Origin of the sequence: Aliihoeflea aestuarii (genome assembly GCF_024105665.1) — a bacterium.
In the GTDB taxonomy this organism is placed as follows: domain Bacteria; phylum Pseudomonadota; class Alphaproteobacteria; order Rhizobiales; family Rhizobiaceae; genus Aliihoeflea; species Aliihoeflea aestuarii.
Window position 1 is genome coordinate 140535 of the sequence record NZ_JAAAMK010000001.1, and the last position, 25513, is coordinate 166047.

Annotated in this window: 23 protein-coding genes and 1 tRNA gene; 12 read left to right on the forward strand and 12 right to left on the reverse strand. The window is 63.2% G+C overall.

Going from position 1 to position 25513, the window contains the following annotated elements; all coding sequences use genetic code 11:
• Positions 1-47 precede the first annotated feature (47 nt).
• The 3 genes from GTW25_RS00710 (at position 48) to GTW25_RS00720 (ending at position 1829) form a co-directional block, all read left to right on the forward strand.
• Positions 48-194 carry a hypothetical protein gene (locus GTW25_RS00710; protein ID WP_252910074.1) on the forward strand — a complete coding sequence of 49 codons (147 nt, stop codon included), beginning with the start codon at positions 48-50 and terminating at the stop codon, positions 192-194.
• Positions 195-207: 13 nt separating this feature from the next.
• Positions 208-1674: a betaine-aldehyde dehydrogenase gene (gene betB / locus GTW25_RS00715; RefSeq protein ID WP_252910075.1), complete on the forward strand. Its 1467-nt coding sequence runs from the start codon at positions 208-210 to the stop codon at positions 1672-1674.
• Between the two features lie 78 nt (positions 1675-1752).
• Positions 1753-1829, forward strand: a tRNA-Pro gene (locus tag GTW25_RS00720).
• A gap of 146 nt (positions 1830-1975) precedes the next feature.
• Here the strand turns inward: GTW25_RS00720 and GTW25_RS00725 are convergent.
• The 5 genes from GTW25_RS00725 to GTW25_RS00745 form a co-directional block, all read right to left on the reverse strand.
• The gene (locus GTW25_RS00725) at positions 1976-3271 is read right to left on the reverse strand and encodes a TRAP transporter large permease (protein WP_252910076.1); all 1296 of its coding nucleotides are present in this window, start codon (positions 3269-3271) and stop codon (positions 1976-1978) included.
• Positions 3259-3768, reverse strand: a complete 510-nt coding sequence (locus GTW25_RS00730; protein WP_252910077.1) for a TRAP transporter small permease — start codon at positions 3766-3768, stop codon at positions 3259-3261. Before GTW25_RS00730 ends, GTW25_RS00725 begins: the two co-directional genes overlap by 13 nt.
• A 74-nt stretch (positions 3769-3842) precedes the next feature.
• A complete protein-coding gene (locus GTW25_RS00735; RefSeq protein WP_252910078.1) occupies positions 3843-4847 on the reverse strand; it encodes a TRAP transporter substrate-binding protein in 1005 nt (334 codons plus the stop codon).
• A gap of 28 nt (positions 4848-4875) precedes the next feature.
• Positions 4876-6048, reverse strand: a complete 1173-nt coding sequence (locus tag GTW25_RS00740) for a CaiB/BaiF CoA transferase family protein (RefSeq protein ID WP_252910079.1) — start codon at positions 6046-6048, stop codon at positions 4876-4878.
• Positions 6045-7001: a hydroxymethylglutaryl-CoA lyase gene (locus tag GTW25_RS00745; RefSeq protein WP_252910080.1), complete on the reverse strand. Its 957-nt coding sequence runs from the start codon at positions 6999-7001 to the stop codon at positions 6045-6047. Before GTW25_RS00745 ends, GTW25_RS00740 begins: the two co-directional genes overlap by 4 nt.
• Before the next feature lie 72 nt (positions 7002-7073).
• Here GTW25_RS00745 and GTW25_RS00750 point away from each other — a divergent pair, with 72 nt between their 5' ends.
• Complete coding sequence (locus tag GTW25_RS00750) at positions 7074-7790, forward strand: GntR family transcriptional regulator (protein WP_252910081.1); 717 nt, start codon at positions 7074-7076, stop codon at positions 7788-7790.
• A gap of 44 nt (positions 7791-7834) precedes the next feature.
• Here GTW25_RS00750 and GTW25_RS00755 read toward each other — a convergent pair whose 3' ends face one another.
• Positions 7835-8653, reverse strand: coding sequence for an IclR family transcriptional regulator (locus GTW25_RS00755; RefSeq protein ID WP_308206216.1), 819 nt, complete (start codon positions 8651-8653; stop codon positions 7835-7837).
• Between the two features lie 117 nt (positions 8654-8770).
• Here GTW25_RS00755 and GTW25_RS00760 point away from each other — a divergent pair, with 117 nt between their 5' ends.
• The 8 genes from GTW25_RS00760 to GTW25_RS00795 all read left to right on the forward strand — a co-directional run bounded on the left by GTW25_RS00760 (position 8771) and on the right by GTW25_RS00795 (position 19191).
• Positions 8771-10297: a M81 family metallopeptidase gene (locus GTW25_RS00760; protein ID WP_252910082.1), complete on the forward strand. Its 1527-nt coding sequence runs from the start codon at positions 8771-8773 to the stop codon at positions 10295-10297.
• 78 nt (positions 10298-10375) lie between these two features.
• On the forward strand, positions 10376-12001 hold the full coding sequence (locus GTW25_RS00765; RefSeq protein WP_252910083.1) for an ABC transporter substrate-binding protein: 1626 nt from the start codon (positions 10376-10378) through the stop codon (positions 11999-12001).
• A 72-nt stretch (positions 12002-12073) separates the two neighbouring features.
• Positions 12074-13015: an ABC transporter permease gene (locus GTW25_RS00770; RefSeq protein ID WP_252910084.1), complete on the forward strand. Its 942-nt coding sequence runs from the start codon at positions 12074-12076 to the stop codon at positions 13013-13015.
• A complete protein-coding gene (locus GTW25_RS00775) occupies positions 13015-13899 on the forward strand; it encodes an ABC transporter permease (protein WP_372493027.1) in 885 nt (294 codons plus the stop codon). The genes GTW25_RS00770 and GTW25_RS00775 overlap by 1 nt, the downstream gene beginning before the upstream one ends.
• A gap of 3 nt (positions 13900-13902) precedes the next feature.
• Positions 13903-15564 (forward strand): ABC transporter ATP-binding protein, encoded by a 1662-nt coding sequence (locus tag GTW25_RS00780; RefSeq protein ID WP_252910085.1) that lies wholly within the window; start codon positions 13903-13905, stop codon positions 15562-15564.
• Positions 15565-15574: 10 nt separating this feature from the next.
• The gene (locus tag GTW25_RS00785) at positions 15575-16864 is read left to right on the forward strand and encodes an ArgE/DapE family deacylase (RefSeq protein WP_252910086.1); all 1290 of its coding nucleotides are present in this window, start codon (positions 15575-15577) and stop codon (positions 16862-16864) included.
• A gap of 24 nt (positions 16865-16888) precedes the next feature.
• Positions 16889-18046, forward strand: a complete 1158-nt coding sequence (locus tag GTW25_RS00790) for a M20 aminoacylase family protein (RefSeq protein ID WP_252910087.1) — start codon at positions 16889-16891, stop codon at positions 18044-18046.
• Positions 18047-18060: 14 nt separating this feature from the next.
• Positions 18061-19191: a M20/M25/M40 family metallo-hydrolase gene (locus tag GTW25_RS00795; protein WP_252910088.1), complete on the forward strand. Its 1131-nt coding sequence runs from the start codon at positions 18061-18063 to the stop codon at positions 19189-19191.
• A 99-nt stretch (positions 19192-19290) separates the two neighbouring features.
• Here GTW25_RS00795 and GTW25_RS00800 read toward each other — a convergent pair whose 3' ends face one another.
• The 6 genes from GTW25_RS00800 to kdgD form a co-directional block, all read right to left on the reverse strand.
• Positions 19291-20493: an L-talarate/galactarate dehydratase gene (locus tag GTW25_RS00800; RefSeq protein ID WP_372493028.1), complete on the reverse strand. Its 1203-nt coding sequence runs from the start codon at positions 20491-20493 to the stop codon at positions 19291-19293.
• A 71-nt stretch (positions 20494-20564) separates the two neighbouring features.
• Entirely contained in the window at positions 20565-21557 is a 993-nt protein-coding gene (locus tag GTW25_RS00805; RefSeq protein WP_252910089.1) for an ABC transporter substrate-binding protein, read from the reverse strand.
• Positions 21558-21601: 44 nt separating this feature from the next.
• Positions 21602-22459 carry an ABC transporter permease gene (locus GTW25_RS00810; protein ID WP_372493029.1) on the reverse strand — a complete coding sequence of 286 codons (858 nt, stop codon included), beginning with the start codon at positions 22457-22459 and terminating at the stop codon, positions 21602-21604.
• A gap of 3 nt (positions 22460-22462) precedes the next feature.
• A complete protein-coding gene (locus tag GTW25_RS00815) occupies positions 22463-23281 on the reverse strand; it encodes an ABC transporter ATP-binding protein (protein WP_252910090.1) in 819 nt (272 codons plus the stop codon).
• Between the two features lie 46 nt (positions 23282-23327).
• A complete protein-coding gene (locus tag GTW25_RS00820; protein WP_252910091.1) occupies positions 23328-24488 on the reverse strand; it encodes an L-talarate/galactarate dehydratase in 1161 nt (386 codons plus the stop codon).
• 42 nt (positions 24489-24530) lie between these two features.
• Positions 24531-25463 carry a 5-dehydro-4-deoxyglucarate dehydratase gene (gene kdgD / locus GTW25_RS00825; RefSeq protein WP_252910092.1) on the reverse strand — a complete coding sequence of 311 codons (933 nt, stop codon included), beginning with the start codon at positions 25461-25463 and terminating at the stop codon, positions 24531-24533.
• Positions 25464-25513 lie beyond the last annotated feature (50 nt).

A 25513-nucleotide genomic window follows, 5' to 3' on the forward strand; every position in this document is an offset into this window, starting at 1 on the left:
AGAACGTTACAGGCATCGGATCGTCATTATTTTCAGGCAAAACCAACATGACCAAGGACAAGCTCTACATCGTCATCGGCGGATTGGCGCTCGTCGCCCTCGCACTCGGCCTCTACGTTTACCGCGAAGAGACCAAGCCGTCCGGCGTCGAAATCCAGATCAACGAGAGCGGCATTTCCGTCGAAGAGAACTAGGCAGGACAGACATATGAAAGCACAGCCGAAGGCATCCCACTTCATCAACGGCTCGTTCGTCGAGGACGAAGGCGGCCGCGCCATCGACGTGCTTTATCCGGCGACCGGCGAGACGATCGCAAAGCTGCATTCGGCAACCGAAAACATCATCGAACTCGCCGTCGAATCCGCCCGTTCGGCGCAAGCCGAATGGGCTGCGCTGAAGCCCATCGAACGCGGTCGCATTCTGCGCCGCGCGGCCGATCTCCTGCGCGAACGTAACGAAGAACTGTCCCGCTTGGAGACGCTCGACACCGGCAAGCCTATTCAGGAAACGCTTGTCGCCGACGCCGCCTCGGCGGCCGACGCCCTCGAATATCTCGGCTCGGTCGTTGCCGGCTTCAACGGCGAGTTCATCGAGCTCGGCGGCCCCTTCGCCTATACGCGCCGCGAGCCGCTGGGCGTCTGCGTCGGCATCGGCGCGTGGAACTACCCGATCCAGATCGCCGCATGGAAGTCCGCGCCTGCGCTCGCCATGGGCAACGCCATGGTCTTCAAGCCGTCCGAGACGACACCGCTGTCCGCGCTTGCCTTGGCCGAGCTCTATATCGAAGCCGGCATTCCCGCCGGCCTCTTCAACGTCGTGCAGGGCTATGGCGATGTCGGCGCATCGCTCGTCTCGCATCCCCATGTCGATAAGGTCTCGCTCACCGGCTCGGTGCCGACCGGTCAGAAGGTCATGGCGCTCGCCGGCGGCCATATGAAGCACGCCACGATGGAACTCGGCGGCAAATCGCCGATCATCGTCTTCGACGATTCCGATCTCGAAAACGCCATAGGCGGCGCGATGCTCGGCAATTTCTATTCGTCCGGCCAGGTCTGTTCCAATGGCACGCGCGTCTTCGTGCAGGATGGGGTCTATGACCGCTTCCTCAACCGCCTTGCCGAACGCACCAAGACGATCCGTATGGGCGATCCGCTGGACGAAGACGTCCAGATGGGACCGATCGTCAGCCGCGCGCAGCACGACAAGGTCATGGACTACATCCGCATCGGCCGCGACGAGGATGGCGCCCGCCTGATCACGGGCGGCAACGCGCCGAAGATGCAGGGTTTCGAGAGCGGCAACTTCATCGAACCGACCGTCTTCGCGGACGTGACCGACGATATGCGCATCGCGCGCGAGGAAATCTTCGGCCCGGTCATGAGCGTCCTGCGCTTTTCCGACGAGGACGAAGCGATCGCCCGCGCCAACGACACCGAGTTCGGCCTGGCCGCCGGCGTCTTCACCGCCGACCTGTCACGCGGCCACCGCGTCGTCTCGCGCCTCCAGGCCGGTACCTGCTGGATCAACGCTTACAATCTGACTCCGGTCGAAATGCCCTTCGGCGGCTACAAGAAATCCGGCATCGGCCGTGAAAACGCACTCGCGGCGCTCGGCCATTACAGCCAGGTCAAGTCGGTCTACGTCGAAACGGGGGACGTAGCGTCACCCTACTGACGCAACCTTTTCCCGCGAAAGGGAGGCGCGGGCCTTGCGAGGCACCGCGCCGCCGGTTATAAGCCCGCCGTCTGGTCGCGGAGTGTAGCGCAGCCTGGTAGCGCACCTCGTTCGGGACGAGGGGGTCGCAGGTTCAAATCCTGCCACTCCGACCAGCCAGACCAAGGGTTTCCAGAATTATCTGACGATTACCCTACCAATAACCCCACAGAAACGACTTGAAAGCCCTGGCGCCTCGTTAGTCGTGTCAGCCCGATGGGAAAGCGGACACGCGAAACGCGCGCCCGCTTTTTCCCGGCAGCTATCTTCCGGAGAACAGATCCGGCAGGAACGTCACGATCCCCGGAAAGATCACCAGAAGGACGATGACGAGCAGGATCGGGATGATGAAGGGAGCGACGGCCGCGACCACCTTCTCGAACGGCAGTCCCGTTATCTCGATCAGCACGAACAGGACATTGCCGAACGGTGGAGTGATCACGCCGACCGATAGCGCCAGCACCATGAGAATTCCAAAATAGACTGGGTCGATGCCAAGCGCCTGAATGGTCAGCATGAAGATCGGTGTGAAGATGAGGATGGCTTCGACCACGCTCATGAAACAGCCGATCGCCAGGAAAAACAGCACCATCGCGAACAGGATCGTCATGTTCGAAACGTCGAGGCCGCTCAGGAGCATCGCGAGTTCCTGCGGTATCCTCAGCCTTACCAGCAGCCAGCCATAGAAGGTGGCAATGGCGATGATGAACAGGATGATGGAGCTGAAGCGCACCGTCTGGGACAGCACCTCCATCAGCGATTTCCAGTTGAGGTCGCCATAGACGACGAAGCCGAGGAAAAGCGCGTAGATCGATGCGATCGCGCCCGCTTCGGTCGGCGTGAAGATGCCCGACCAGATGCCGCCGACGATGATCATCGGGGTCATCAGAGGCGGAAAGGCGGCCCAGAACAGGCGCAAGGTCTCGCGCATGCCGGGCCACGGGGAGCGCGGAAGAGGAATCCAGAAGGACACGACGAAGCTCGTCATCATCAGGCTGAGACCGACGAGGACGCCCGGCACGAGGCCCGCTATGAAAAGCGAGGCGATCGACGTGCCAGACTGCCAGCCATAGACCACCAAGGCGATCGAGGGCGGGATCATCGGGCTGATGATCGAGCTTGCGCCGGTGATGCCGACGGCAAAGCGCCGTGGATAACCGCGCTCGCGCATGGCTTTGAGTTCGAGTTGGCCAAGGCCGGCGACATCGGCGACGGCGGTGGACGACATGCCCGAGAAGATCATGCTGGCCATGACGTTCACATGGCCGAGACCACCGCGTATATGGCCGACCAGCGCATTGGCGAAATTGAAGATGCGGCTGGCGATCGTGCCGACATTCATCAGACTCGCGGCGAAGATGAAGAACGGGATCGCCAGAATCGGGAAATTGTTTAGCCCGCGCATCATCTGCAGGGCGAACAGTTCGGTCGGAATGGCCGACCAGCCGCCGCTGATGACGAGGACGACGAGACAGGTCAGGCCGATCGAGATGGCGATGGGAATGCCGATCGCGAACAGCACGACCATCAGCCCGAAGAAGATCGTCAGGTATTCCATTCGGGCACCTCAGCGTAATCGGGCAGGATCGACGTGCCGTGAATGAACAGGCGCGCAAGATAGGCCAGGCTGAACAGGATCATCGATCCGAGCCCGATCACGAGGCTGAGATAGAGATAGCTGTAGCTGATGCCGAGCGCCGTGGTGGAGTTGTGCGCGCTGACGCTCATCATCGAGACGGAACCGATGAAGGCGGTCGCGAGAAGCACGACCGACGCGATCTCGACGAAGATCGTCATGACGAGAAGCGTGCGCTTGCCGACGCGGCGCATGACGAGGTCGACGACCAGATGACGGCGATGATACCAGGCGGCCGCCGACCCCAGCATGACCATCCACATCAAGGTACCGGCCGCGACCTCTTCCGACCAGGGCACCGAGATCCGAAAGAATTGCCGGCCAACCACCGAATAGGCGATGACGACGACGAGGACCATCATCAGCGCCATTGCCGCAAGTTCGAGGGTTCGCGCGGCGAGCTTTTCGACGCGTTCCATTGTTCTCAATGCCTCCGTATGGGACAGACCGAGCCGACCGCGGCAGTGCCGCGACCGGCTTTGGCGCCTCGTCCTTATCCGCCGGTCGCGGCGATCGACGCCTCGATGTCGGCCTGAACCGTATCGGCCATGGTCTCGAGCGCTCGCGCCACGGCCGGTTCGGCGACGGCACGGAACGGCGCCTGATCGACATCGATGAACGTCATGCCGTTCTCGATCAGGGCCTCGCGATAATAGGCGTCACGCTCCTGCTCGACCTCGTAGCCGTAGGCGCGGGCTTCTTCGACCGCCTCCCTGATCAGTTGCTGATCGGCTTCGTCCAGTCCGTTCCACCAGCTTGCCGATGCAACCCAGTGCCACGGAAAGGAAAGATGGGCGGTGGTGATGATGTAATCCTGCACCTCCCACATCTGGCGCGTGTAGGGCGAGGCGAGCGAGTTCTCATGCGCCTGAATCTGCCCGGTGCGCATCGCGAAATAGATATCCGGCGCGGGAATGACGACCGTCTGGACGCCGAGTTCCTCCCAGACATCCATCCAGACGGGAACCTGCGGCATGCGCATGGGAAGCCCCTGAAGATCGGCCGGCTCGTTGATCGCCCGGTTCGACGTCATGTGGCGGAACGCGCGCATCTGCGGGCCGAGATAGACGAGGTTGCCGCGCTGGAGCGACTGCTCCTGCATCGCCTTGCCGGATTCCGTTTCCATCAGGAAATGCTCGACCGATTCCCAGGTCGGGAAAACGAACGGGATGGTCACGGCATCATATTCTTCCGCGTACTGGCTCATGAAGAGCCCGCCGGTCAGCGCCATCTGCGTCTGGCCGAGATTCATCAGTTCGAGAACGTCGGTCTCGCCGCCGAGCTGCCCGCCGAGATAGGGCGCGATCTCCAGCCGCCCGTCCGAACGTTCCGAGACGATTTCCGCGAAACGCTGGATCGCGGCTTCCTCCGAACCACCGGGACCCATCGTGTTGTGAACCTCGATCTGCTGCGCTCCTGCAATGGCGGTGCCTGCCAGCAACATCGAGGCGGCGACGAACGCTCGCCCCATCCTTCTCAATCCAAATCCTGCATCCATTTGCCTTCTCCTCCCTGATAATCTGGCTTCAGGCCGTTTGCCGCATCTTGCGCCGCAGCGGCTCCAATATCTCGTCATTGTGGGCGCCCAGCTCCGGCGCCGGCATGCGCACCATACAGGGCGTATCGCTCAGCTTGACGGGAAAACCCGTCATGCGAACCGTCCCCCTTCCCGGGTGTTCGACGTCGATCACCATGTCCTGCGCGGCGATCTGCGGATGGGCCAGCGCTTCGGCGATGTTCTGGACCTTGCCGCTCGGCACGCCTGCGCCGTTCAGCCTCTCGATCCAGAACGCCTGGCTTTCGCCCATCATCCGCTCGTCGATCAGCGCATTGAGTTCGTCGCGACGCTCGAACCGCTTCGCGTTGTCGTCGAAGCGCGGGTCGTCAAGAAGACTTTCCAGATCGATGGCGCGCATGAACCGGCGCAGCACGACATCGTTGCTGGGAGCGACCGCCACTTCGCCGTCACGCGCGCGGAAAAGACCGTAGGGCGCGACGAGCGGGTGATCGTTGCCGGTGCGAGCGGGAAGCTCTCCCGTCATGAGATGTTCGCTCGCCAGATAAGCCATGAAAGAGACGATGCCATTCAGCATAGCGCTTTCGACATGCTGGCCCTCGCCGTTCGCGTCGCGCGCCCGCAGCGCATTGACGACGCCGAAGGCGGCATAGAGCCCGGCGACGAGATCGGTAATGGGCTGGCCGCTGCGCAACGGCTCCTGATCGGCACGGCCGTTGATGCTCATGAAGCCGCTCATGGCCTGCGCGATGAAATCGAAAGCTGGCCTGTCCGCATAAGGGCCGGTGCTGCCATAGCCATTGATGGCGCAGGTGACGAGGCGCGGATTGAGCCGCTTCAGCGCATCGGTGCCAAAGCCCATGCGTTCGAGCACACCCGGCCGGAAATTCTCGACCAGCACGTCGGCCGTGCGGATCATTTCCGCCAGCAAAGCCTTGTCGCCCTCCTCGTAAAGATCCAGCTCGACCGACTTCTTGTTTCGGTTGAAGGCGGCGAAGTACCAGCTCAGCCCGTTGCGAATCCCGCCCTGTTGGCGAACGACGTCACCCTTTTGCGGCGGCTCGATCTTGATGATCTCGGCGCCCATGTCGCCAAGCAGCATGGTGCAGAACGGGCCGGACAAAACGCGCGTCAGATCGACGACGCGAATGCCTTCGAGCGGTTGTTTCGCCGTATGGCTCATCCGACCGCCGTCGCGACCGAGTCGAGCGCGCTGGTCTGAAGCCGCGGACCCGCCTTCATCACCTGCCCCGGCAGTTTTCTGCCGATGACCTTCTCGACATGGAGCGCGACCTTGCGAAGCTTTTTGAGGTCGATGCCGGTCTCGATCCCGCATTCATGCAGCAGATAGACGAGATCTTCGGTGCAGATATTGCCCGTCGCGCCCGGTGCAAAAGGGCAGCCGCCGAGGCCCGCGACGGAGGATTCGAACGTCGTCACACCCGCTTGCAGGCCGGCATAGACATTGGCCAGACCGACACCGCGCGTATTATGGAAGTGCAGCGACAATTCGATATCGGGCACGGCCTTGCGCAGTGCCGCGCAGCGCTCGAACACCAGCGGGGGCGTCGCCATGCCGGTCGTGTCGCCAAGGGTCAGATGCGTGATGCCGAGCGTCCGGTAGGCGGATGCGATCTCGACGACCGATGCGACATCGATCTCGCCTTCGAAGGGGCAGCCGAACGCTGTGGCGATCGCGCCATGGACCGGCGTTCCGGCCGCATCCGCAAATGCGCAGACCGCTTTGAACCCGGCCAGCGTCTGCGCACGCGTCGCGTTCATGTTCTTGAGGTTGTGGCTTTCGGACGCCGAGACGAACAGGACGATGGCGTCGACGCCGGAAGCGACCGCGTCGCGCGCGCCGCGCTCATTGGGCGTCAACGCGGTCAACTTCGCACCGGTCGTCCGATCGACGGCCGCCATGAGTTCGGCAGCGTCCTTCAACTGGGGGACGGCGCGCGGCGAGACGAAAGACGTGGCTTCGAACTGCGGAATGCCGGTATCGATCAGCGCATTGAGGATGCTAATCTTGTCGCTCGTGGCGATCCAGTCGCGCTCGGACTGAAACCCGTCACGGGTTCCGACCTCGACGACGCGCACGCGGGACGGAAGTGTCGTTCGTTCGGTTTGCCGCATGACTTCTCCTCCCTGATAAGTCATGCCATATGTGGTGCACCAATTTGGTATACCAAGTCAAGCGGAGGTGTGATGGAGGGCGGAAAAGGCATTCGCGGCGCGGCGGACGCGGCTTTCGCAAAGAGCGGAAACGGCAGCGTCTACACGCAGTTGCGAGAGGCGATCCTGACACTGCGGCTTTTGCCCGGCGCGCGGATCGCGGAGCGTCAGTTGGAGAAGATGCTGGGCAGTTCGCGCACGCCGATCCGCGAGGCGCTGCACCAGCTCGAGGCAGACGGGCTCGTTGTGCGCGGCGGGCGCAGCCATATCGTCGCGCCGGTCGATCTGGCGGAACTGATGGAGGTGTTCGAATACCGCGAGCATATCGAGAGCGCGATCGTCCGCCTCGCCTGCCAACGCGCACAGCCGCAGGATATCGAACGCATACGCGCCATCATCGACGTCGCGCTCCACGATGACGGCCAGGAACTCTGGTTCGAAATCGGAACCGACTTTCATTTGGAACTCGCGCAGCTTTCGGGCAACCGCTTCCTGATCCGCGCGATGAACGACATCATGACCCGCGTGGCACGGGCACGCTGGATGATCGCGAGCGTGCCCGAAAACCGCAGCACCGCGCATCGGGAACACAGCCATATCCTCGACCTGATCGCCGCGCGCCGTGCCGACGAGGTGGTGGAAGTCATCGTGAAGCATACGCGCTTCGTTCAGGAAAACCTGGCAAAGGCGATCCGGGAGACGCGGTTGCGGTTCCGCGCGGAAGGGCTCGACATCATCGACGGGAGTTGAAGATCATCGTCGGAGAGGAAGCCGCGCACCGCATCGAGGCCAGCCTACCTTATTCTGTTGATTGCGTTAGCGGCCTCGACCGCCAGCGGCGCAAAGCGGGTACGAAACGCATCCGGCGTCCATTCGCTGAGGGAACCGGCGATATGGATCGCTCCCAAAGGCCGCCCGCCCGGCCCGAGCACGGCAACGCCGAGCGCGACCTCGCCGACCAGCACCTCCTCGACCGTCAGCGCATATCCGAACTGACGCGCCTCCCGCACCATTTCGCGCACCTCATCGGGGGCCGTGATCGTCTTGTCGGTAAAAGGGCGGCGATCCGAGCGGGCGATGATGTCATCGACTTCCCAATCGCTCAGATGCGCCATGATCGTCCGTCCGCCCGAGGTGCAGAATGTCGGCACGCTATGCCCGACCAGCGTTGCGAAGAACGTCTCGCGCTTGCTTTGCAGCCGTGCCGCATAAACCACGCGAAGATCGTCGAAGAGGCTGAGATCGACACGCTCGCGCGCATTCTTGCGCAAATCGAGCAGGACTGGTGTCGCCCTTTCGATCAGCGCGTTCAGGCGCAGATAGTCGAGCGTGTGGTCGAGAATGCGGATGCCGGGCACATAGCCGCGCCCCGCTTCGTCGCGCTCGATATAGCCGAGCGTCCTGAGCGTATGGACGATGCGCTGCGCCGCGCTGCGGCCAATTCCACTCGCTTCGGCGATGCCTGAGAGACTGAGCGGCTGCTCTGCGCGATGAAAGGCGGACAGGACCTGCAAGGCACGCTCGATCGCGTTGACGAAAAGCGGATCGTCGGCTGCATCCGGATCGCGCGCGCGCATCCCGTTTTCGCCGCGAACGACGCTTCTCTTTTTCATAGCTGCCCCCGCAAGCCTGTTGACGACGCGTCGCACCGCTCCTACTCTCATGGTTCGATATAACTATATCGCTCAGCGATACAAGTCGATCCAATCTCCTGAAAAGGCGCACGGCGGATGACGAAAAGGGTGGCGATTGCCGGTTTCCTGCATGAAACCAACACATTCGCGCCGACCCCTGCCCGCTGCACGAATTTCGAACAGGGCGGCGGTTATCTGCCATTGAGCCGCGGCAGCGAAATCATCGAGCGCTGCGGCGGCGTCAATCTCGGCATCTCCGGCTTCGTCGATTATGCGCGCCGCGCGGGCTGGGAACTCGTGCCGCTCTTGTGGACAGGCGCCATACCGTCCGCGCATGTGGAAAAGGATGCGTTCGAGCGCATCGCCGGCGAGATCGAGGATCGGCTTCGCAAGGCCGGCCAGATCGACGGATTGCTGCTCGACCTGCACGGCGCCATGGTCGCCGAGCATCTCGACGACGGTGAAGGCGAGCTTCTTGCCCGGCTGCGCGCCGTCGTCGGACCGTCCGTGCCGATCGCCGCCAGTCTCGACCTTCATGGAAACGTGACCCGGCAGATGGTGGACGAGGCGGACGTTCTCGTGGCCTTCCGCACCTACCCGCATGTGGACATGGCCGAAACCGGCGAGCGCGCGGCCGAACAACTCGAACGGCTGATGGCGCGCGGCCGGCCATTCGCCAAGGCTTTCCGGCAATTGCCGTTTCTGATCCCGATTCCGTGGCAATGCACCATGATCGAACCGGCCGGTTCGCTTTACCGCGAAGTCGCGGAAACCGAAGGCGGCGCTGTGTCGAGCGCGTCGATCCTGATGGGATTTCCGGCCGCAGATTTCGAGGACTGCCTGCCGTCCGTGCTGGCCTACGCCGATACGCAGGAAGCAGCCGATGCGGCCGCCGATGAACTGGAACGTTCCTTTCTGGACCGCGAAAACCGCTTTTCGGGCAAGGCATGGGAACCCGGCGAAGCGGTTGCAGAGGCCATGCGGCTGGCGTCCGGGGCAACGCGGCCCGTCATAATCGCCGACACGCAGGACAATCCCGGCGCGGGCGGTGATTCCGACACGACGGGCATGCTGCGGGCGCTGATCGCCGCGCAAGCGACGAATGCCGCCATCGGTCTGATCGTCGACGCCCAATCGGCCATGCTGGCGCACGCCGCCGGCGAAGGCGCCGAGGTCGAACTGGCGCTTGGCGGCAAATCGAACATACCGGGCAACGCGCCTTTGACCGGACGTTTCCGTGTCGAGAAGCTTTCGGACGGCCGTTTCAAGGCGACCGGTCCCTATTATGGCGGCGCGGACATGAATCTGGGACCGTCCGCATGCCTTTCGATCGACGGCATCAAAATCGTCGTGGCGTCCTACAAGGCGCAGATGGCAGATCGCGAGATGTACCGTTTCGTCGGCATCCAGCCCGAGGAGCAGGCCATTCTGGTCAACAAGAGTTCGGTCCATTTCCGCGCTGATTTCGAGCCGATCGCCGAAACGATCCTCGTCGCCACCGCGCCCGGGCCGATGGCGCTCGATCCGGCCGATCTGCCCTTTACGCGGCTGAAAACGGGCACGAGATTGTCGCCGGGCGGATCGGCCTTCGCGGCGAAGGAGGCGACCCGGCGCGTCGGCTGACGGCCAAAGACGAATTTGCGAAGTCGGCGCCAAGACCGGCATCCGAGTACAGGCGAAATCAACGAAGAGGGTTATCAAATGACATTCATTCCACGCGATTTTTCGCATACGGTCTTCAAGAAGGGCCGCGCGGCCATCGTGGCCGCCGCGCTTGCCGCCTCGACGGCCATCGTCCCGTCCGGTACGGCGCTGGCGCAGGACGGCCAGACGATCACCGCCGTCATGCATTCGGGCCTGCGCGTGCTCGACCCGATCATCACGACCGCGCACATCACCCGCAACCACGGATACATGATCTACGACGTCCTGATCGCGATGGACGACCAGTTTCAGGTCCACCCGCAAATGGCGGAGTTCGACGTCTCCGACGACGGACTGACCTACACTTTCACCCTTCGCGACGGGCTGACATTCCATGACGGCGAGCCGGTTACGGCCGCCGACGCCGTCGCTTCGCTACAGCGCTGGGGCGAGCGCGATTCGGGCGGCCAGCTCATCTTCGACGTGACCGAAAGTCTCGAGGCGAGCGACGACAAGACGATCACCTGGACGTTGACCGAGCCATTCGCCCCGCTTCTGGATGTCGTCGGCAAGCAGTCCGCGGTGCCGCCTTTCATCATGCCCGCGCGCGTCGCCGAGACGCCGTCGAGCGAGGCGGTGACGGATTATACGGGCTCCGGCCCGTTCGTTTTCGTGGAAGAGGAATTCGAGCCGGGCGTCTCCGTCACCTATGCCAAGTTCGAGGATTACGTTCCGCGCGATGAACCTGCCAACTGGATGGCCGGCGGCAAGATCGTCAATGTCGATACCGTGCGCTGGGTGACGATGCCGGACGTGCAGACGGCCATGAACGCGCTCGTCTCCGGCGAGATCGACTATCTGGAACAGACGCAGATCGATCTTCTCCCGATCCTCGAGGCAAGCCCGGACGTCGTCACCGAAGTCCGCGATCCGCTCGGCTTCCAGACGATGGGACGCATGAACTTCAAGCATGCGCCCTTCGACAACGAGCAGATCCGTCAGGCCGCCCTGATGGCGATGGGTCAGGAAGCCGTTCTGGCGACGCTGGTCGGCAATCCCGACTTTTACGATCAGTGCGGCGCGATCTTCGGCTGCGGAACGCCGCTGGCGACCGAAACCGGGGCCGAGACGCTGACGAGCGGGGGCGACCCGGAGGGCGCGCGCGCGCTTCTGGAAGAAGCGGGCTACGACGGCACGCCGGTCGTTCTCATGCAGCCGACCGATGTCACGACACTGACCGCACAGCCGGTCGTGGTCGCCCAGCAGCTTCGCGACGCCGGCTTCACGGTGGATATGCAGGCGATGGACTGGCAGACGCTTGTCACGCGCCGCGCGAGCCAGTCCGCACCGTCCGAGGGCGGCTGGAACATCTTCTTCACCAATTGGGCGATCCCGGAGATCAACACGCCTATCGTCAATCCGATGGTCAACGGACGCGGCGACGATGCGTGGTTCGGCTGGCCGGAAGACGAGCCGCTCGAAGAGCTGCGCGCCGAATTCATCGCGGCCGGAACGCCGGAAGCACAGGCGGAAGTCGCCGACCGCATCCAGGCGCATGTCATCGACGTGGTGAATTACGTGCCGCTCGGCCAGTATCTTACCGTGCAGGCCAGACGCACCAACCTCGTCGACATGATCCAGTCTCCGGTGCCCGTCTTCTGGCAGATAGACAAGAGCGAATAACGCTTCGACGACAGCCTCCGGCCGCACGGCCGGAGGCGTTCTGCGCATGACATCCAAGGGATAATCAAGCCGATGCTGGGCTATATCATCCGGCGCATTCTCGCCGTCATTCCGGTGATGGTGATCGTCGCGATCTTCGTCTTTCTTCTTTTGCGCCTGACGCCGGGCGACCCTGCCGCCATCATCGCGGGAGATTCGGCGACACCCGCACAGATCCAGCGCATCCGCGAGTCGCTTGGCCTCGCCGATCCGCTCCACATCCAGTTTATCACCTGGATGGGTCAACTCGCTCAAGGCGACCTCGGCACCTCGATCATCTCGAACCAGCCGGTCACGCGGCTGATCGGCCAGCGCATCTGGCCGACGCTTCAGATCGGCACGCTCACCATCATCCTTTCGGTGCTGATCGCCGTGCCGCTCGGCGTTCTGGCGGCGTGGCGCCACCGGACATGGGCCGACTACGCCGTGATGACCTTCTCGGTTCTGGGCTTTTCCATTCCGGTTTTCGTCATCGGCTATATCTTCATCAAGATCTTCGCCATCGACCTGCGCTGGCTTCCGGTGCAGGGCTACACCCCGCCCGGCCAGGATCTGCAGGCGTTCTTCACCCGCGCGGTCCTGCCATGCCTGACGCTGGCGACGATCTATATCGCGCTGATCGCGCGGATGACGCGGGCGAGCCTGCTCGAAGTCCTCGGCGAGGACTATGTGCGCACCGCACGCGCCAAGGGGGTGAAGGAGCATGTCGTCCTTTTCCGTCACGCGCTGAGAAATGCCGCCGTCCCGATCATGACGATCATCGGCACCGGCTTCGCGCTTCTGATTTCCGGAGTGGTGGTGACGGAGAGCGTCTTCAACATTCCCGGCATCGGCCGTCTTACCGTCGATGCGATCCTGGCGCGCGACTATCCGGTCATCCAGGCGATGATCCTTCTGACGAGCGCGATCTACGTCTTCATCAACCTGCTCATCGACATCTCCTACACCTTCTTCGATCCGAGGATTCGCTACTGATGGCCGCCCAACCGCAACCGACCTCCGCCATGCAGGTCGTGCTGGGCGCGATCCAGCTTCCGCGCCGTTGGCGCCTCGGCTTCGGCCCGATTCTCGCGGCGCTCGTGCTTATCGTCATCGTCGTCGCCACCGCGAGCGCCTATCTCTACGTTCCGCACAACCCAATGAGCATGGATGCGCTCCAGCGCCTGAAAGGACCGAGCGAGACCTACTGGCTCGGCACCGATCCCTATGGCCGCGATCTTTTCTCCCGCGTGATGGTGGGCGGACAGGTTTCGCTTTTGATCGGCGTTGCGGCCGCGATCGTCTCGGTCCTCATCGGACTGGTGATCGGCCTGATCTCGGGCTTCTTCCGCATGGCCGATGCATTGATCATGCGCGTCATGGACGCGCTGATGGCGATCCCCTCGATCCTGCTCGCCATCGCGCTCGTCGCGCTCGTCGGCCCCAGCGTCGGCTCGGTGATCTTCGCCATCACGATCCCCGAGGTTCCGCGCGTCGTGCGCCTCGTGCGCTCGGTCGTCCTTTCTGCCCGCGAGGAGCCTTACGTCGAGGCGGCCATCGCGCTCGGCTCGTCCATGCCGAAGATCTTGTGGAAGCATCTGATGCCGAACACGCTCGCCCCGCTCATCGTGCAGGGCACCTATATCTGCGCTTCCGCGATCCTCACCGAAGCGATCCTCTCCTTTCTCGGAGCGGGCGTTTCGACGGAGATTCCGACCTGGGGCAACATCATGGCCGAGGGACGGATGTTCTTCCAGATCAAGCCGGAACTGATCTTCTGGCCGGGCCTGCTTCTGTCGCTGTGCATCCTGTCCATCAACCTTCTCGGCGACACCGCGCGCGACCTGCTCGATCCGCGCCTCAAAAAGCGCGAGGCCTGAGCCATGCAGTTCCGCAACCGTCCTTTCGATACGGCGCCCGTCGCGCTGAAGATCGAAAAGCTTACCGTGCGCACGGCGAACGACGACGATGCCGTCAAGATTCTGGACCAGATCGACGTGACCATCCGCGAAGGCGAGACGGTCTGTCTCGTCGGCGAAAGCGGTTCGGGCAAGTCCGTCACGTCGCTCGCAATCATGGGTCTTTTGCCCAAGGGGGCGCTGGAAGTGGCCGGCGGACGTGTCGAACTCGACGGCATGAACCTCCTCGACCTCGACGCCTCCACCATGCGCAAGCTGCGCGCCAGCCGGATCTCGATGATCTTCCAGGAGCCGATGACGGCGCTCAACCCGGTGATGAAGGTCGGCGACCAGATCGAGGAAGTGCTGGACAGCCACACCAAACTGCCCGCGCGCGAGAAGAAGAAGCGCGTGATCGACATCATGGAGCAGGTTCACCTGCCCGATGTCGAGCGCATCTACGGCTCCTACCCACATCAGCTTTCGGGCGGACAGCGCCAGCGTATCATGATCGCCATGGCGCTGATCCTCGAACCGAAGCTTCTGATCGCCGACGAGCCGACGACCGCGCTCGACGTGACGACGCAGAACCAGGTCCTGAAGCTCATCGCCGAGTTGCAGGAGCGGCACGGAACGGCCGTCCTTTTCATCACGCACGACATGGGCGTCGTCGCCGAGATCGCCGATACGGTCTATGTCATGCGCCACGGCAAGATCGTGGAAAGCGCGCCCATCGAAACGCTTTTGCGCTCGCCGCAGAAAGACTATACGCGCAACCTTCTTGAAGCGGTGCCGAGCCTCATTCCGCGCGATGCACGCCCGCTGGCGGACGGCGCCCCCGCGCTCGACGTCGAGGGCCTGACCAAGGTCTACGATACGCGCAGCTTCTTCGGTCGCGGGCGCGAAACGCGGGCGGCGCAGGATGTGCGCTTTGCGATCCGGCCGGGTCGCACGCTCGGCATCGTCGGCGAAAGCGGCTCGGGAAAATCGACGGTCGCGCGCTGCATCATGCGGCTGATCGACCCGACGGACGGTCGCATCACGGTCGGCAAGGCGGATATCGCCAAGCTTGGACGCGCCGCGCTCCAGCCGCATCGAAAGCACATCCAGATCGTCTTTCAGGACCCGTTCCGCTCGCTCAATCCACGCTGGAAGGTCGGCGACAGCCTGATCGAGGGACCGCTGAATTTCGGGCAATCGCGCAAGCAGGCCCTCGATCATGCGCGCGAACTGATGGAACTGGTCGGCCTGCCGCCCGACGCGCTCGGGCGCTATCCGCACCAGTTCTCCGGCGGCCAGCGACAGCGCATCGCGATCGCCCGCGCCATCGCCATGCGGCCCGACGTTCTCGTCGCGGACGAGGCCGTCTCGGCGCTCGACGTTTCGGTGCAGGCGCAGGTCCTGAAGCTTCTCGACGATCTTCAGGAAAAGCTCGGCATCGCGATCCTTTTCATCACGCACGATCTGCGCGTCGCAGCTCAGATCTGCGACGATGTCGTCGTGATGCAGCATGGCAGGATCGTCGAGCACGACACCGCCGGCAATGTGCTGTCGCGCCCGCAGCACGAATATACGCGCGCGCTGATCGACGCGGCCCCCGGCCGTCGCTGGGATTTCGCGAATTTCCGCGAACTGGCCACGGCCTGAAAGACGACGCATGCAACTTTCCGAAGACATTCGCTCAAAGATCATCGAGGCCGTTAATGCGGGGTTCGACGATCAGATCGCGTTCACGCGCGAACTGGTCGCGTTTCCCTCGCAGCGTGGCGCCGAACACGCGGTTCAGGATCACATCTTTCGGCAAATGCGCCAGCGCGGCTATGCGATGGAACGTTTCGAGATGGATCGCGCAGCGCTCGAAAGCCATCCGGGCGGCGGCGCATGGTCCGACACCCATTCGTCCGCGCCCATCGTCGTCGGCATCCATCGACCGCGCGAGGAAATGGGCCGGTCGCTCATCTTGCAGGCGCATGTCGACGTCGTGCCGGAAGGCCCGCACGCAATGTGGGAGCGCGCGCCCTATGCCGGCGAGATCGACGGCGACTGGATGTATGGCCGCGGCGCGGCCGACATGAAGGCTGGCGCGGCGGCGAACCTCTTCGCGCTCGATGCGCTGCGCCGGATCGGGCTTCAGCCTGCCGCCACCGTCTACATCCAGTCGGTGGTGGAGGAGGAATCGACCGGCAATGGCGCCCTGATGACGCATCTGCGCGGCTACCGGGCCGATGCGGCGCTCATTCCGGAGCCCGAGGACGAGGAACTGGTCCGTGCCAATATCGGCGTCCTGTGGTTCCGCATCGAGGTCAGCGGCCTGCCGGTCCACGTCTCCGACATGGGAACGGGATCGAACGCCATCGACGCCGCATGGCGTGTGATCGGCGAATTGCGCGCGCTGGAGGCCGAATGGAATGCGCGTGCGAAGGACGACCCCCATTTCGGCGACGATCCGCATCCGCTCAATCTCAATATCGGCAAGATCGAGGGTGGAGACTGGGCGTCGTCCGTGCCCTGCTGGTGCGCGGTCGATTGCCGGATCGCGATCCTGCCCGGCATGGACGCACATGAAGCGGCGCGCGAGATCGAAGGCCGCATCGCCGCATTCACGCGCGCTGACAGCTATCTGGCGAACAATCCGCCGAAGGTGATCTTCAACGGCTTTCGCGCGCAAGGTTATGTGCTCGAACCTGGCTCCGACGCCGAAGCGGTTCTGGCAAAAGCGCATCGCGAGGCCATCGGCAAGCCGCTTAACCTGCGCACGGCCCGCGCCTATCTCGATGCGCGCGTCTATGCTCTTTACGACCGCATCCCCGCGCTCTGCTACGGGCCGACGGGAAAGAACGTCCATGGCTACAACGAATGCGTCAGCCTGCCTTCTGTGAGGCGCATCACGGCGGCCATGGCGCTTTTCATCGCCGAGTGGTGCGGCGTCGAGTCGATCGAAACCTGAATTTCAAAATCTGGGAGAATGACAATGCCGACCTTGCCGCGGATCGAGGAATATACCGACGAACTGACAGCGATCCGGCGTGATCTGCACGCGCACCCGGAAATCGGGTTCGAGGAAACGCGCACCTCCGGCATCGTCGCCGACAAGCTGAAATCCTGGGGCATCGAGGTGCACACGGGCATCGGCAAGACCGGGGTCATCGGCGTTCTCGAAGGCAAGCGCGAAGGACGCACCATCGGCCTTCGCGCCGATATGGACGCGCTGCCCATGGACGAGGAAACGAACCTGCCGTGGCGCTCGAAGACGCCGGGCAAATTCCATGGCTGCGGCCATGACGGGCACACGACGATGCTGCTTGGCGCTGCTCGCTATCTTGCCGAAACGCGCGATTTCGCCGGCAAGGCCGTCTTTATCTTCCAGCCGGCCGAAGAGGGGCTCGGCGGCGCGCGCGCCATGCTCGCCGAAGGGCTTTTCGAGCGCTTTCCCTGCGACGAAATCTACGGGCTTCACAACAACCCGCTGGCCGGGCCGAACGAAATCGGCGTGAAGCCCGGACCGGCGATGGCCGGTTCCACCTTCTTCGACATCGTGGTCAAGGGCGTGGGCAGCCACGGGGCGATGCCGCATCATTCGCGCGACCCGATCGTCGCCGTCACCTCGCTCGTCCAGTCGCTCCAGTCGATCGTCTCGCGCAACGTGCCCGCGATCAAGCCGGCGGTGCTGTCGGTAACGCAGATCCATTCGGGCTCGGCCTATAACGTCGTTCCGGATCGCGCGACGATCGGCGGGACGATCCGTTACTTCGACGACGAGGTGAAGGATTTGATCTTGCGCCGTGTGCGTGAGGCTTGCGAGGGCTGCGCCAAGCTCTTCGACGTCGAGGTCGAGGCGGATTTGCGCGACACATTCACCGTTCTGATGAACGACGCGGACCTGACGGAAGCCTATCTCGATGCCGCTCGCGACATCGTCGGCGAGGCGAACGTGTCGACCAAGAACGACCTCGTCATGGGCTCGGAGGATTTCGCCGACATGCTCAAGGCCGTGCCCGGCGCCTATTGCACCATCGGACATGCAGGCGACGTCCCGGTTCACAATCCCGCTTTCGTTCTCGATGACGGCATCCTGCCGGTCGGTGCCAGCCTCATGGCCCGCATCGTCGAAAAGCGCCTGCCACTTTGATCCGGGGAACCAGCATGAATATCAACGAACTTCCCTTCGACGCCGACGCGATGCTTGCGGGGCTGAAGCCCTGGGTCGAATGCGAAAGCCCGACCTTCGAAGCCGCCGCCGTCGACCGGATGATGGATCTGGCAAGCTACGACCTCGCCGCCGCCGGGGCTGAAATCGAACGCATCCCCGGCCGCATGGGATTTGGCGGGTCGGTGCGCGCGCGCTTTCCGCACAAGAATTCGGGAGCGCCCGGCATTCTCATATCCGGCCATCTCGACACGGTTCACCCCGTCGGCACGCTCCAGAAACTGCCTTTCCGGCGCGAGGGCAACAAGGCTTATGGGCCGGGCATCCAGGACATGAAGGGCGGAAACTACGTCGCCGTCGAGGCGATCCGGCAGCTTGCCCTTGCCGGCATCGAAACGCCCCTGCCCGTGACCGTCCTCTTCACGCCCGATGAGGAGGGCGGCACGCCGTCCACGCGCGAACTCATCGAGATGGAGGCGCGGAAAAACAAATATGTTCTGGTGCCGGAACCCGCGCGGCCGGACGGCGGCGCGGTGACGGGGCGCTATGCGATCGCGCGCTTCAATCTCAAGACCGAGGGACGGCCGAGCCACGCCGGCTGGGCATTGAAGGAGGGACGCTCGGCGATCGCCATGATGGCGCGCAAGCTGCTCGAGGTCGAGAAGATGACCACGGACGACTGCACCTTCTCGGTTGGCGTGATCCACGCCGGGCAGTGGGTGAACTGCGTTTCATCGCAATGCCACGCCGAAGCGCTGTCGATGGCAAAGCGCCAGGACGACCTCGACAAGGGCGTCGAAGCGATGCTCGCTTTGTCGACCGAAGAAAACGACGTGACTTTCGAAGTGACGCGCGGCGTCACACGCCCGGTCTGGGAACCGGATGCGGGCACGATGGCGCTGTACGAGATCGGCAGGCAGGTCGCCGCCGAGATCGGCTTCGACCTGACCCATGGCAGCGCCGGCGGCGGATCGGACGGCAACTTCACCGGAGCGCTCGGCATTCCGACGCTGGACTCGATCGGCGTGCGCGGCGCGGGGCTGCATACTCTGAACGAGCATATCGAAGTGGACAGCCTCGTCGAACGCGCCCGCCTGATGGCCGGGCTGATCGCCAGGCTGGACTGAAACCGGCCTGTCGGGGCGAAAACTGCAAGGTCCGCCGGGTGTCGCCATGGCGGACCTTTACCGTTTTTAGACGCCGCGGAACCGCAGTTCCTTCATTGCCTATGCCCGCTTTCCGAACTCCGCCGTGGCGACCGTCCAGGCGTTCGCCTGTTCGCTCAGCGTGAAGCCGAGGCCCGGCCGCGACGGCACGATCATCCGGCCATTGCGGATTTCCAGCCGCTCATTGAACATCGGCTCCAGCCACTCGAAGTGCTCGACCCACGGCTCCTGCGCATAGGCGGCTGCGAGATGGAGATGGATTTCCATGGCGAAGTGCGGCGCGAGTTTCACCTGGGCCTCTTCGCCCAGCGACATGATCCTCAGAAACGGCGTGATGCCGCCGACGCGCGGGGCATCGGGCTGGATGAAGTCCACGGAACGATTGCGGATTAACTCGCGATGCTCGGCGACGCTGGTCAGCATCTCGCCCGTCGCGATCGGCGTATCGAGCATGGCGGCGAGCGCAGCATGCCCCTCCGCGTCATAGGCATCGAGCGGTTCCTCGATCCAGAACAGGTTGAACTCTTCGAGGATGCGGCCGAAACGCGCCGCCGTGGTGCGGTCCCATTGCTGGTTGGCATCGACCGCTATCGGGAAGCTGCTGCCGACATGCTCGCGCACGGCCTCGACGCGGCGAAGATCGATCATGGGATCGGGCTGGCCGACCTTGATCTTGACGCCGCCGATGCCCGCATCGATGGAGCGCGAGACGTTGTCGAGCACTTCTGCAATGTCGCTCGACAGGAAGCCGCCGGACGTATTGTAGCACTGCACGCTGTCGCGATGGGCGCCGAGGAGCTTTGCCAGCGGCAGGCCCGCGCGCTTGGCCTTCATGTCCCACAGCGCGATGTCGAAGGCGGCGATCGTCTGCGTCGTCAGGCCCGAGCGCCCCATGGACGCGCCCGCCCAAACAAGCTTGTTCCAGATGCGGGCGATGTCGTTGGGGTCCTCGCCGATGAGTTCGCCGGCAATCTCCTTGGCATGGGCGAACATGCCCGCGCCGCCCGCCCGCTTCGAATAGCCGAATCCGATGCCGCGATGGCCTTCCCGGCTCTCGATCTCGGCGAAGGTGAAGGAGATCTCGGTCATCGGCTTTTGACGGCCGGTCAGCACCTTGGCGTCGCTGATCGCCGTCTTCAGCGGCAGCACGATATGGGAAATCCTGACATACGCGATCGTGTCCGTCGTCGCCTCACCCGCTTCGAGGCCGCCCTGCTTGTGCATGGGCGCAACATGGCGCTGCCGTTCGGTGGTGATGGTCATGATGTGTCTCCGGCTGGTTGGCGATGTTGTGCGGCAGGCCGGCGTTCGGATCGCCGGCCCGCCGCAGTGGATTAATCGGCGATCTGGTCGTGGACGTTTTCGAAGAACATTTCCTGCCAGGTTTCCGGGCGCGTCTGCAGCATTCCCGAATCGTTCATGAATTCCCAGACCGGCATCGCGCCGGCCGGGTTGGTCGAGAACACGGTGCCCTCGCCCGTCAGCACGGCGACGACCTCCTCCTCGGTGATCGGATCGCCGCTGACCTCAAGGTAGAGCCGCGCGGCTTCTTCGACATTGTCGTTGATGAAGTCGTGGGCTTCCTTGAGGGCAGCGATCATCGCCTGGGAGGCTATCGGGTTGGCTTCATGCTGCTGCGTGGTGGTGAACAGGATATTGCTCGCCACCGGCTCTTCGAACAGTTCTGAGTAGCTGAAGATCTCGCGGATGTTCGGGTCGCGCAGCGAGACGAGATAATAGGGCGCTGACGAGAAGTGGCTGTTGACCTCGTGCTGCGGGTTGGACAGCGCCTGCGCCGCATCCGGGTGCGACAGTTGCACCGTCTGTTCGTTGAGCCGGTCGCGCCCTTCCGGTCCATACGCCTTCTCGAGCGCGATCGAGAGCATGATGGCCTGCACCGAAACGCCGATCGTCGGCACGGCGATGCGGTCGTTCGGGCCGAAATCCTCGATCGTCTGAATATCGGGGTTGCGCGTCAAAAGCGGGAACGGGATGCCTGAGACGCTCGATACGCCCTTTACGTTTCCACCGCTGCGCTCCCACAGGATCGCGAAATTGGTCAGACCCACCGCGACGAATTCGACATTGCCGGAGATCAAGGCATCGGTGGTGGCGCTGCCGTTTCCGAAGGTGATGAACTGGGCCGTCATGTCCGGCGCACCCAGTTCGGCGGCATGTTTTTCGAACAGGCCCTGCTGCTCGATCACGGTGAACGGCAGGTAGTTGATCTGGCGAAGCTGGGCGATGCGGATTTCCTGCGCGTAGGCGCTCGTGGCGAATGTCGACACGACGACCGCGGCGGCGGCTGCAAGCTTTAGCAGTTTCATTTTGGTTTCCTCCCTGTTGAATGACGGATCGATCAGCCGAGCCGTCAGCTCTGCACACCCCATTTTTGGATTGTGTGACGTTCGATGGTCTTGAAGACGAGGCTTTCGACGATTAGGCCGACGACGATGACCGTCAAAAGCCCGGCGAAGACCGACGGTATGTTGAGCATGTTGCGGCTTTCGAAGATGAACCAGCCGAGGCCGCCCTGCCCCGACGAGACGCCGAACACGAGTTCGGCCGCGATCAGCGTGCGCCAGGCGAATGCCCAGCCGATCTTCAGGCCGGTCAGAATTGTCGGAAACGCTGCCGGTATCAGGATCTTCGCGACGTAGCGCAGGCCGCGCAGCTCATAGTTCCAGCCGACCATGCGCGTCGTCTGGGAGACCGATCGAAAGCCGGAATGGGTATTGAGCGCGACGGCCCACAGCACCGAGTGAATGAGCACGAAGACGAGGCTGCCGATGCCAAGGCCGAACCAGATCAGCGCCAGCGGCAGAAGCGCGATGGCGGGCAACGGGTTGAAGGTGGCGGTCAGCGTTTCGAGAAGGTCGGTTCCAAGCCGAGTGTTGATCGCAACGATGGTCAAAACGGCCGCTAGCAGAACCCCGCTCGAATAGCCGATCGCGAGAATTTTGAGGGATGCCCATGTTCGCGACGGCAAGACGCCGGACGCGATCGAGGAAACAAGCGCCTTTATCGTATCCGTCAGCGTCGGAAACAGAAGCGGATTGCCCAGATAGCGCGCATAGCTTTCCCAGATGACGGCGAGCAGAACCAGTATCATGGTCTTGCGAAAGGCAGTGTTCGACCAGATCGCCTCGAGCGTGCCCATGCGCCGGGGTTCGATCTCGGGTCCGGCGGACAGCGCCGCATCCGGGTTGAGGTGTATCATTGCACTCATGGCTCAGCCCTCCACCGCATCGTTGAACAGGAGATCGTGGATCTGCTGCTCGAGTTTGCCTGCACTGCCGTCGGCGATATTCGTGGTGTCCACGTCGCTGACCGCGGCCTTGACCCGGCCCGGATGCGGCGAAAGCAGGAGGATGCGATTGCCGATCTTGATCGCCTCTGCGATCGAATGGGTGACGAACAGAACGGTGAAACGCGTGTCTTCCCAAAGCCGCAGCAACTCGTCCTGGCAGGTGCGGCGGGTCAAGGCGTCGAGCGCGGCGAACGGCTCGTCCATCAGCAGGATGTCCGGCTCCATCGCCATGCCGCGCGCGATGGCGACACGTTGCTTCATGCCGCCGGACAACATGTGCGGATAGCTGTTGAGCACGTCGGCCAGACCGACCTTTTCGATATAGTGCGTTGCGCGGGCCTCGGCATCCTTCGCAGACATCTTGCGGGCGTTCGTCAACGGGAACACCACGTTGCCGAGCACCGTCTTCCAGGGCAGCAACTGGTCGAATTCCTGAAACACCATCATGCGGTCGGCACCGGGGCGCTGGATTGTGCGTCCCTTGATGGTCATCGTCCCTTCGCTCGGCTTGATGTAGCCGCCGACGGCCTTCAGAAGCGTGGACTTCCCGCAGCCTGACGGTCCCAGCAGAACGAAACGGTCGCTCTGGTTCACGTCGAAGCTCACGCCGCGCGTGGCGGTGATGACGGCGCCGGGCGTCTCGTAGCGCAGCGTGACGTTTTGCGTGCGCAACAGCGGTTCGGGCGCAGGCGACGCCGCTTGCACAGGCCTGCCCGCGTCGATCGGCGATACGGCATTCATGGACGTCCTCCCTGACATTCGATGCGCCTGCCCGATTTTCCTCCGCTCAGGCGCGTTTGCCGATTTCGATCTTCTGAACGACCCACCCGGCGGCGCGCTCACTGAGGCTGAAGCCAAGCCCCGGTCGATCCGGCACCAGCATCCGGCCGCTGCGTATTTCCAGCCGTTCGTTGAACATCGGTTCAAACCATTCGAAATGTTCGACCCATGGTTCGCGCGGATAGGCGGCCATCAGATGCACATGGATTTCCATGACGAAGTGCGGCGTGATCTGAAGGTTGAACTGGTCGGCCAGCGCCATGATGCGCAGGAACGGCGTGATGCCGCCGACACGCGGCGCATCGGGCTGAAGGTAATCCACCGATCCCAATTGCATCATGCGAAAATGTTCGCCGACGCTGGTCAACATTTCGCCCGACGCGATGGGTGTCGAAATCAGGTTCGACAGCATCGCATGGCCTTCCGCGTCGTCGGAGGCGAGCGGTTCTTCGAGGAAGACAAGATTGAATTCGTCCAGCGCCCGGCCGTTGCGCTTGGCGGCCGGCCGGTCCCATTGCTGGTTGACGTCCACCATCAGCGGAAAGTCGTCGCCGAGGAATTCGCGCGCGGCCTTCACGCGGGAAAGATCGGCCGAGAAACTGGGGTTGCCGACTTTCATCTTCAGCCCGCCGATGCCAGCGTCCAGTGCACGCCCCATATTCTCAAGCACTTCCTCGGTGGACGCCTGAAGATAACCGCCCGAGGTGTTGTAGCAGCGCAGCGAGGTGTGGTGCCTGCCGAGAAACCGCGAAAGCGACAGGCCCGCACGCTTCGATTTCAGATCCCACAGCGCCGTATCCAGCGCGGCGATCGCCTGCGCTGCCAGCCCCTGACGACCGATCGAAATGCTCTGCCACATCAGCCTGTCCCAGATGCGGGCGATGTCGCCCGCATCCTCACCGATGAGCAGCGGCGCAAGCTCGGCGGCGTGGGCGAATTGCGCCGGACCGCCGGAGCGGAGCGAATAGCTGTATCCGAAGCCCCGGTGGCCGCCCGCCGTCTCGATCTGCGCACACAGGACAGCCACATCCGTCAGCGGCGTCTGACGGCCCGTCAGAACCTTCGCGTCGCTGATGGGGCGATCGAGCGGCAGCTTGATCGACGACAGCTCGATCCAGGCGATGCGATCGTCCTGCGCGACGGCAGGCTGCGACACTGCGATATTCATTGCCGATACCCCATGCTTGCAATCCCCGACATTCGAAACCGACTACGCGGTGCGGCGCGCGGCTTGCCTGGCGGGGGCGACTTTCTCGATAAGTGCGCCGAGCATGTCGCGCTCCTGCGAGGTCAGGCTCGTCAGCGGGGGGCGGACCGGCCCCGATCCGTAACCGACCAGATCGACACCGGTTTTGATGATGGAGACCGCATAGCCGACCTCCCGGTCACGAATCTTTGCGAAGGGGAAGAAAAAGCCGTCGAGGATACGTGCCATGGTCGCCGTGTCGTCGGCACGCATCGCATTGTAGAATTCAATCGCGAGATCGGGAACGAAGTTGAAGACGGCCGAGGAATAGGTCGTCACGCCGATCGCGTTATAGGCCTCCGCGAAAAGCTCGTGCGTCGGCATTCCGCCGATATAGCAAAGGCGGTCGCCGAGCTTGGCCGTCACTTCACGCACGAGCCCGATCTGCCCCGTGCCGTCCTTGAAGCCGATCAGGTTCGGGCACTCGTCCGCCAGCCGCGCGATCGTGTCGGCCTTGGCGATCATGTTGGCGCGGTTGTAGAGGATAACACCCAGATCCGTCGACCGGCAGACGTCTTTGACGTGCTGGTAAATGCCTTCCTGCGAGGCAGGCATCAGATAATGGGGCAGCAGCAAAAGGCCATCGGCGCCGGCATCGGCGCTGCGCCTTGCGATGTCGCGGGCGATGGCACCGCCATAGCCGCAACCCGCGATGATCGGCGTGTCCCCCGACGCGTCCTTGGCAGCCTTCGTCACGCTGCCGACCTCTTCGGGCGAAAGCGAGAAGAATTCGCCCGTGCCGCCCGCAGCGAAAAGCGCCGCCGCTTCGAAGCCCGACAGCCACTCGACATGCGCCTGATAACTATCGAGATCGAGCGACAGATCCTGCTTGAAGTGGGTGACGGGGAAAGAAAGCAGACCCGAGGAAAGGCGGGCCTTCAACTGCTGGGGTGTCATCCGAATTACCTCATATTATGTATTTTGATATTCGTAGTATGACTAATATG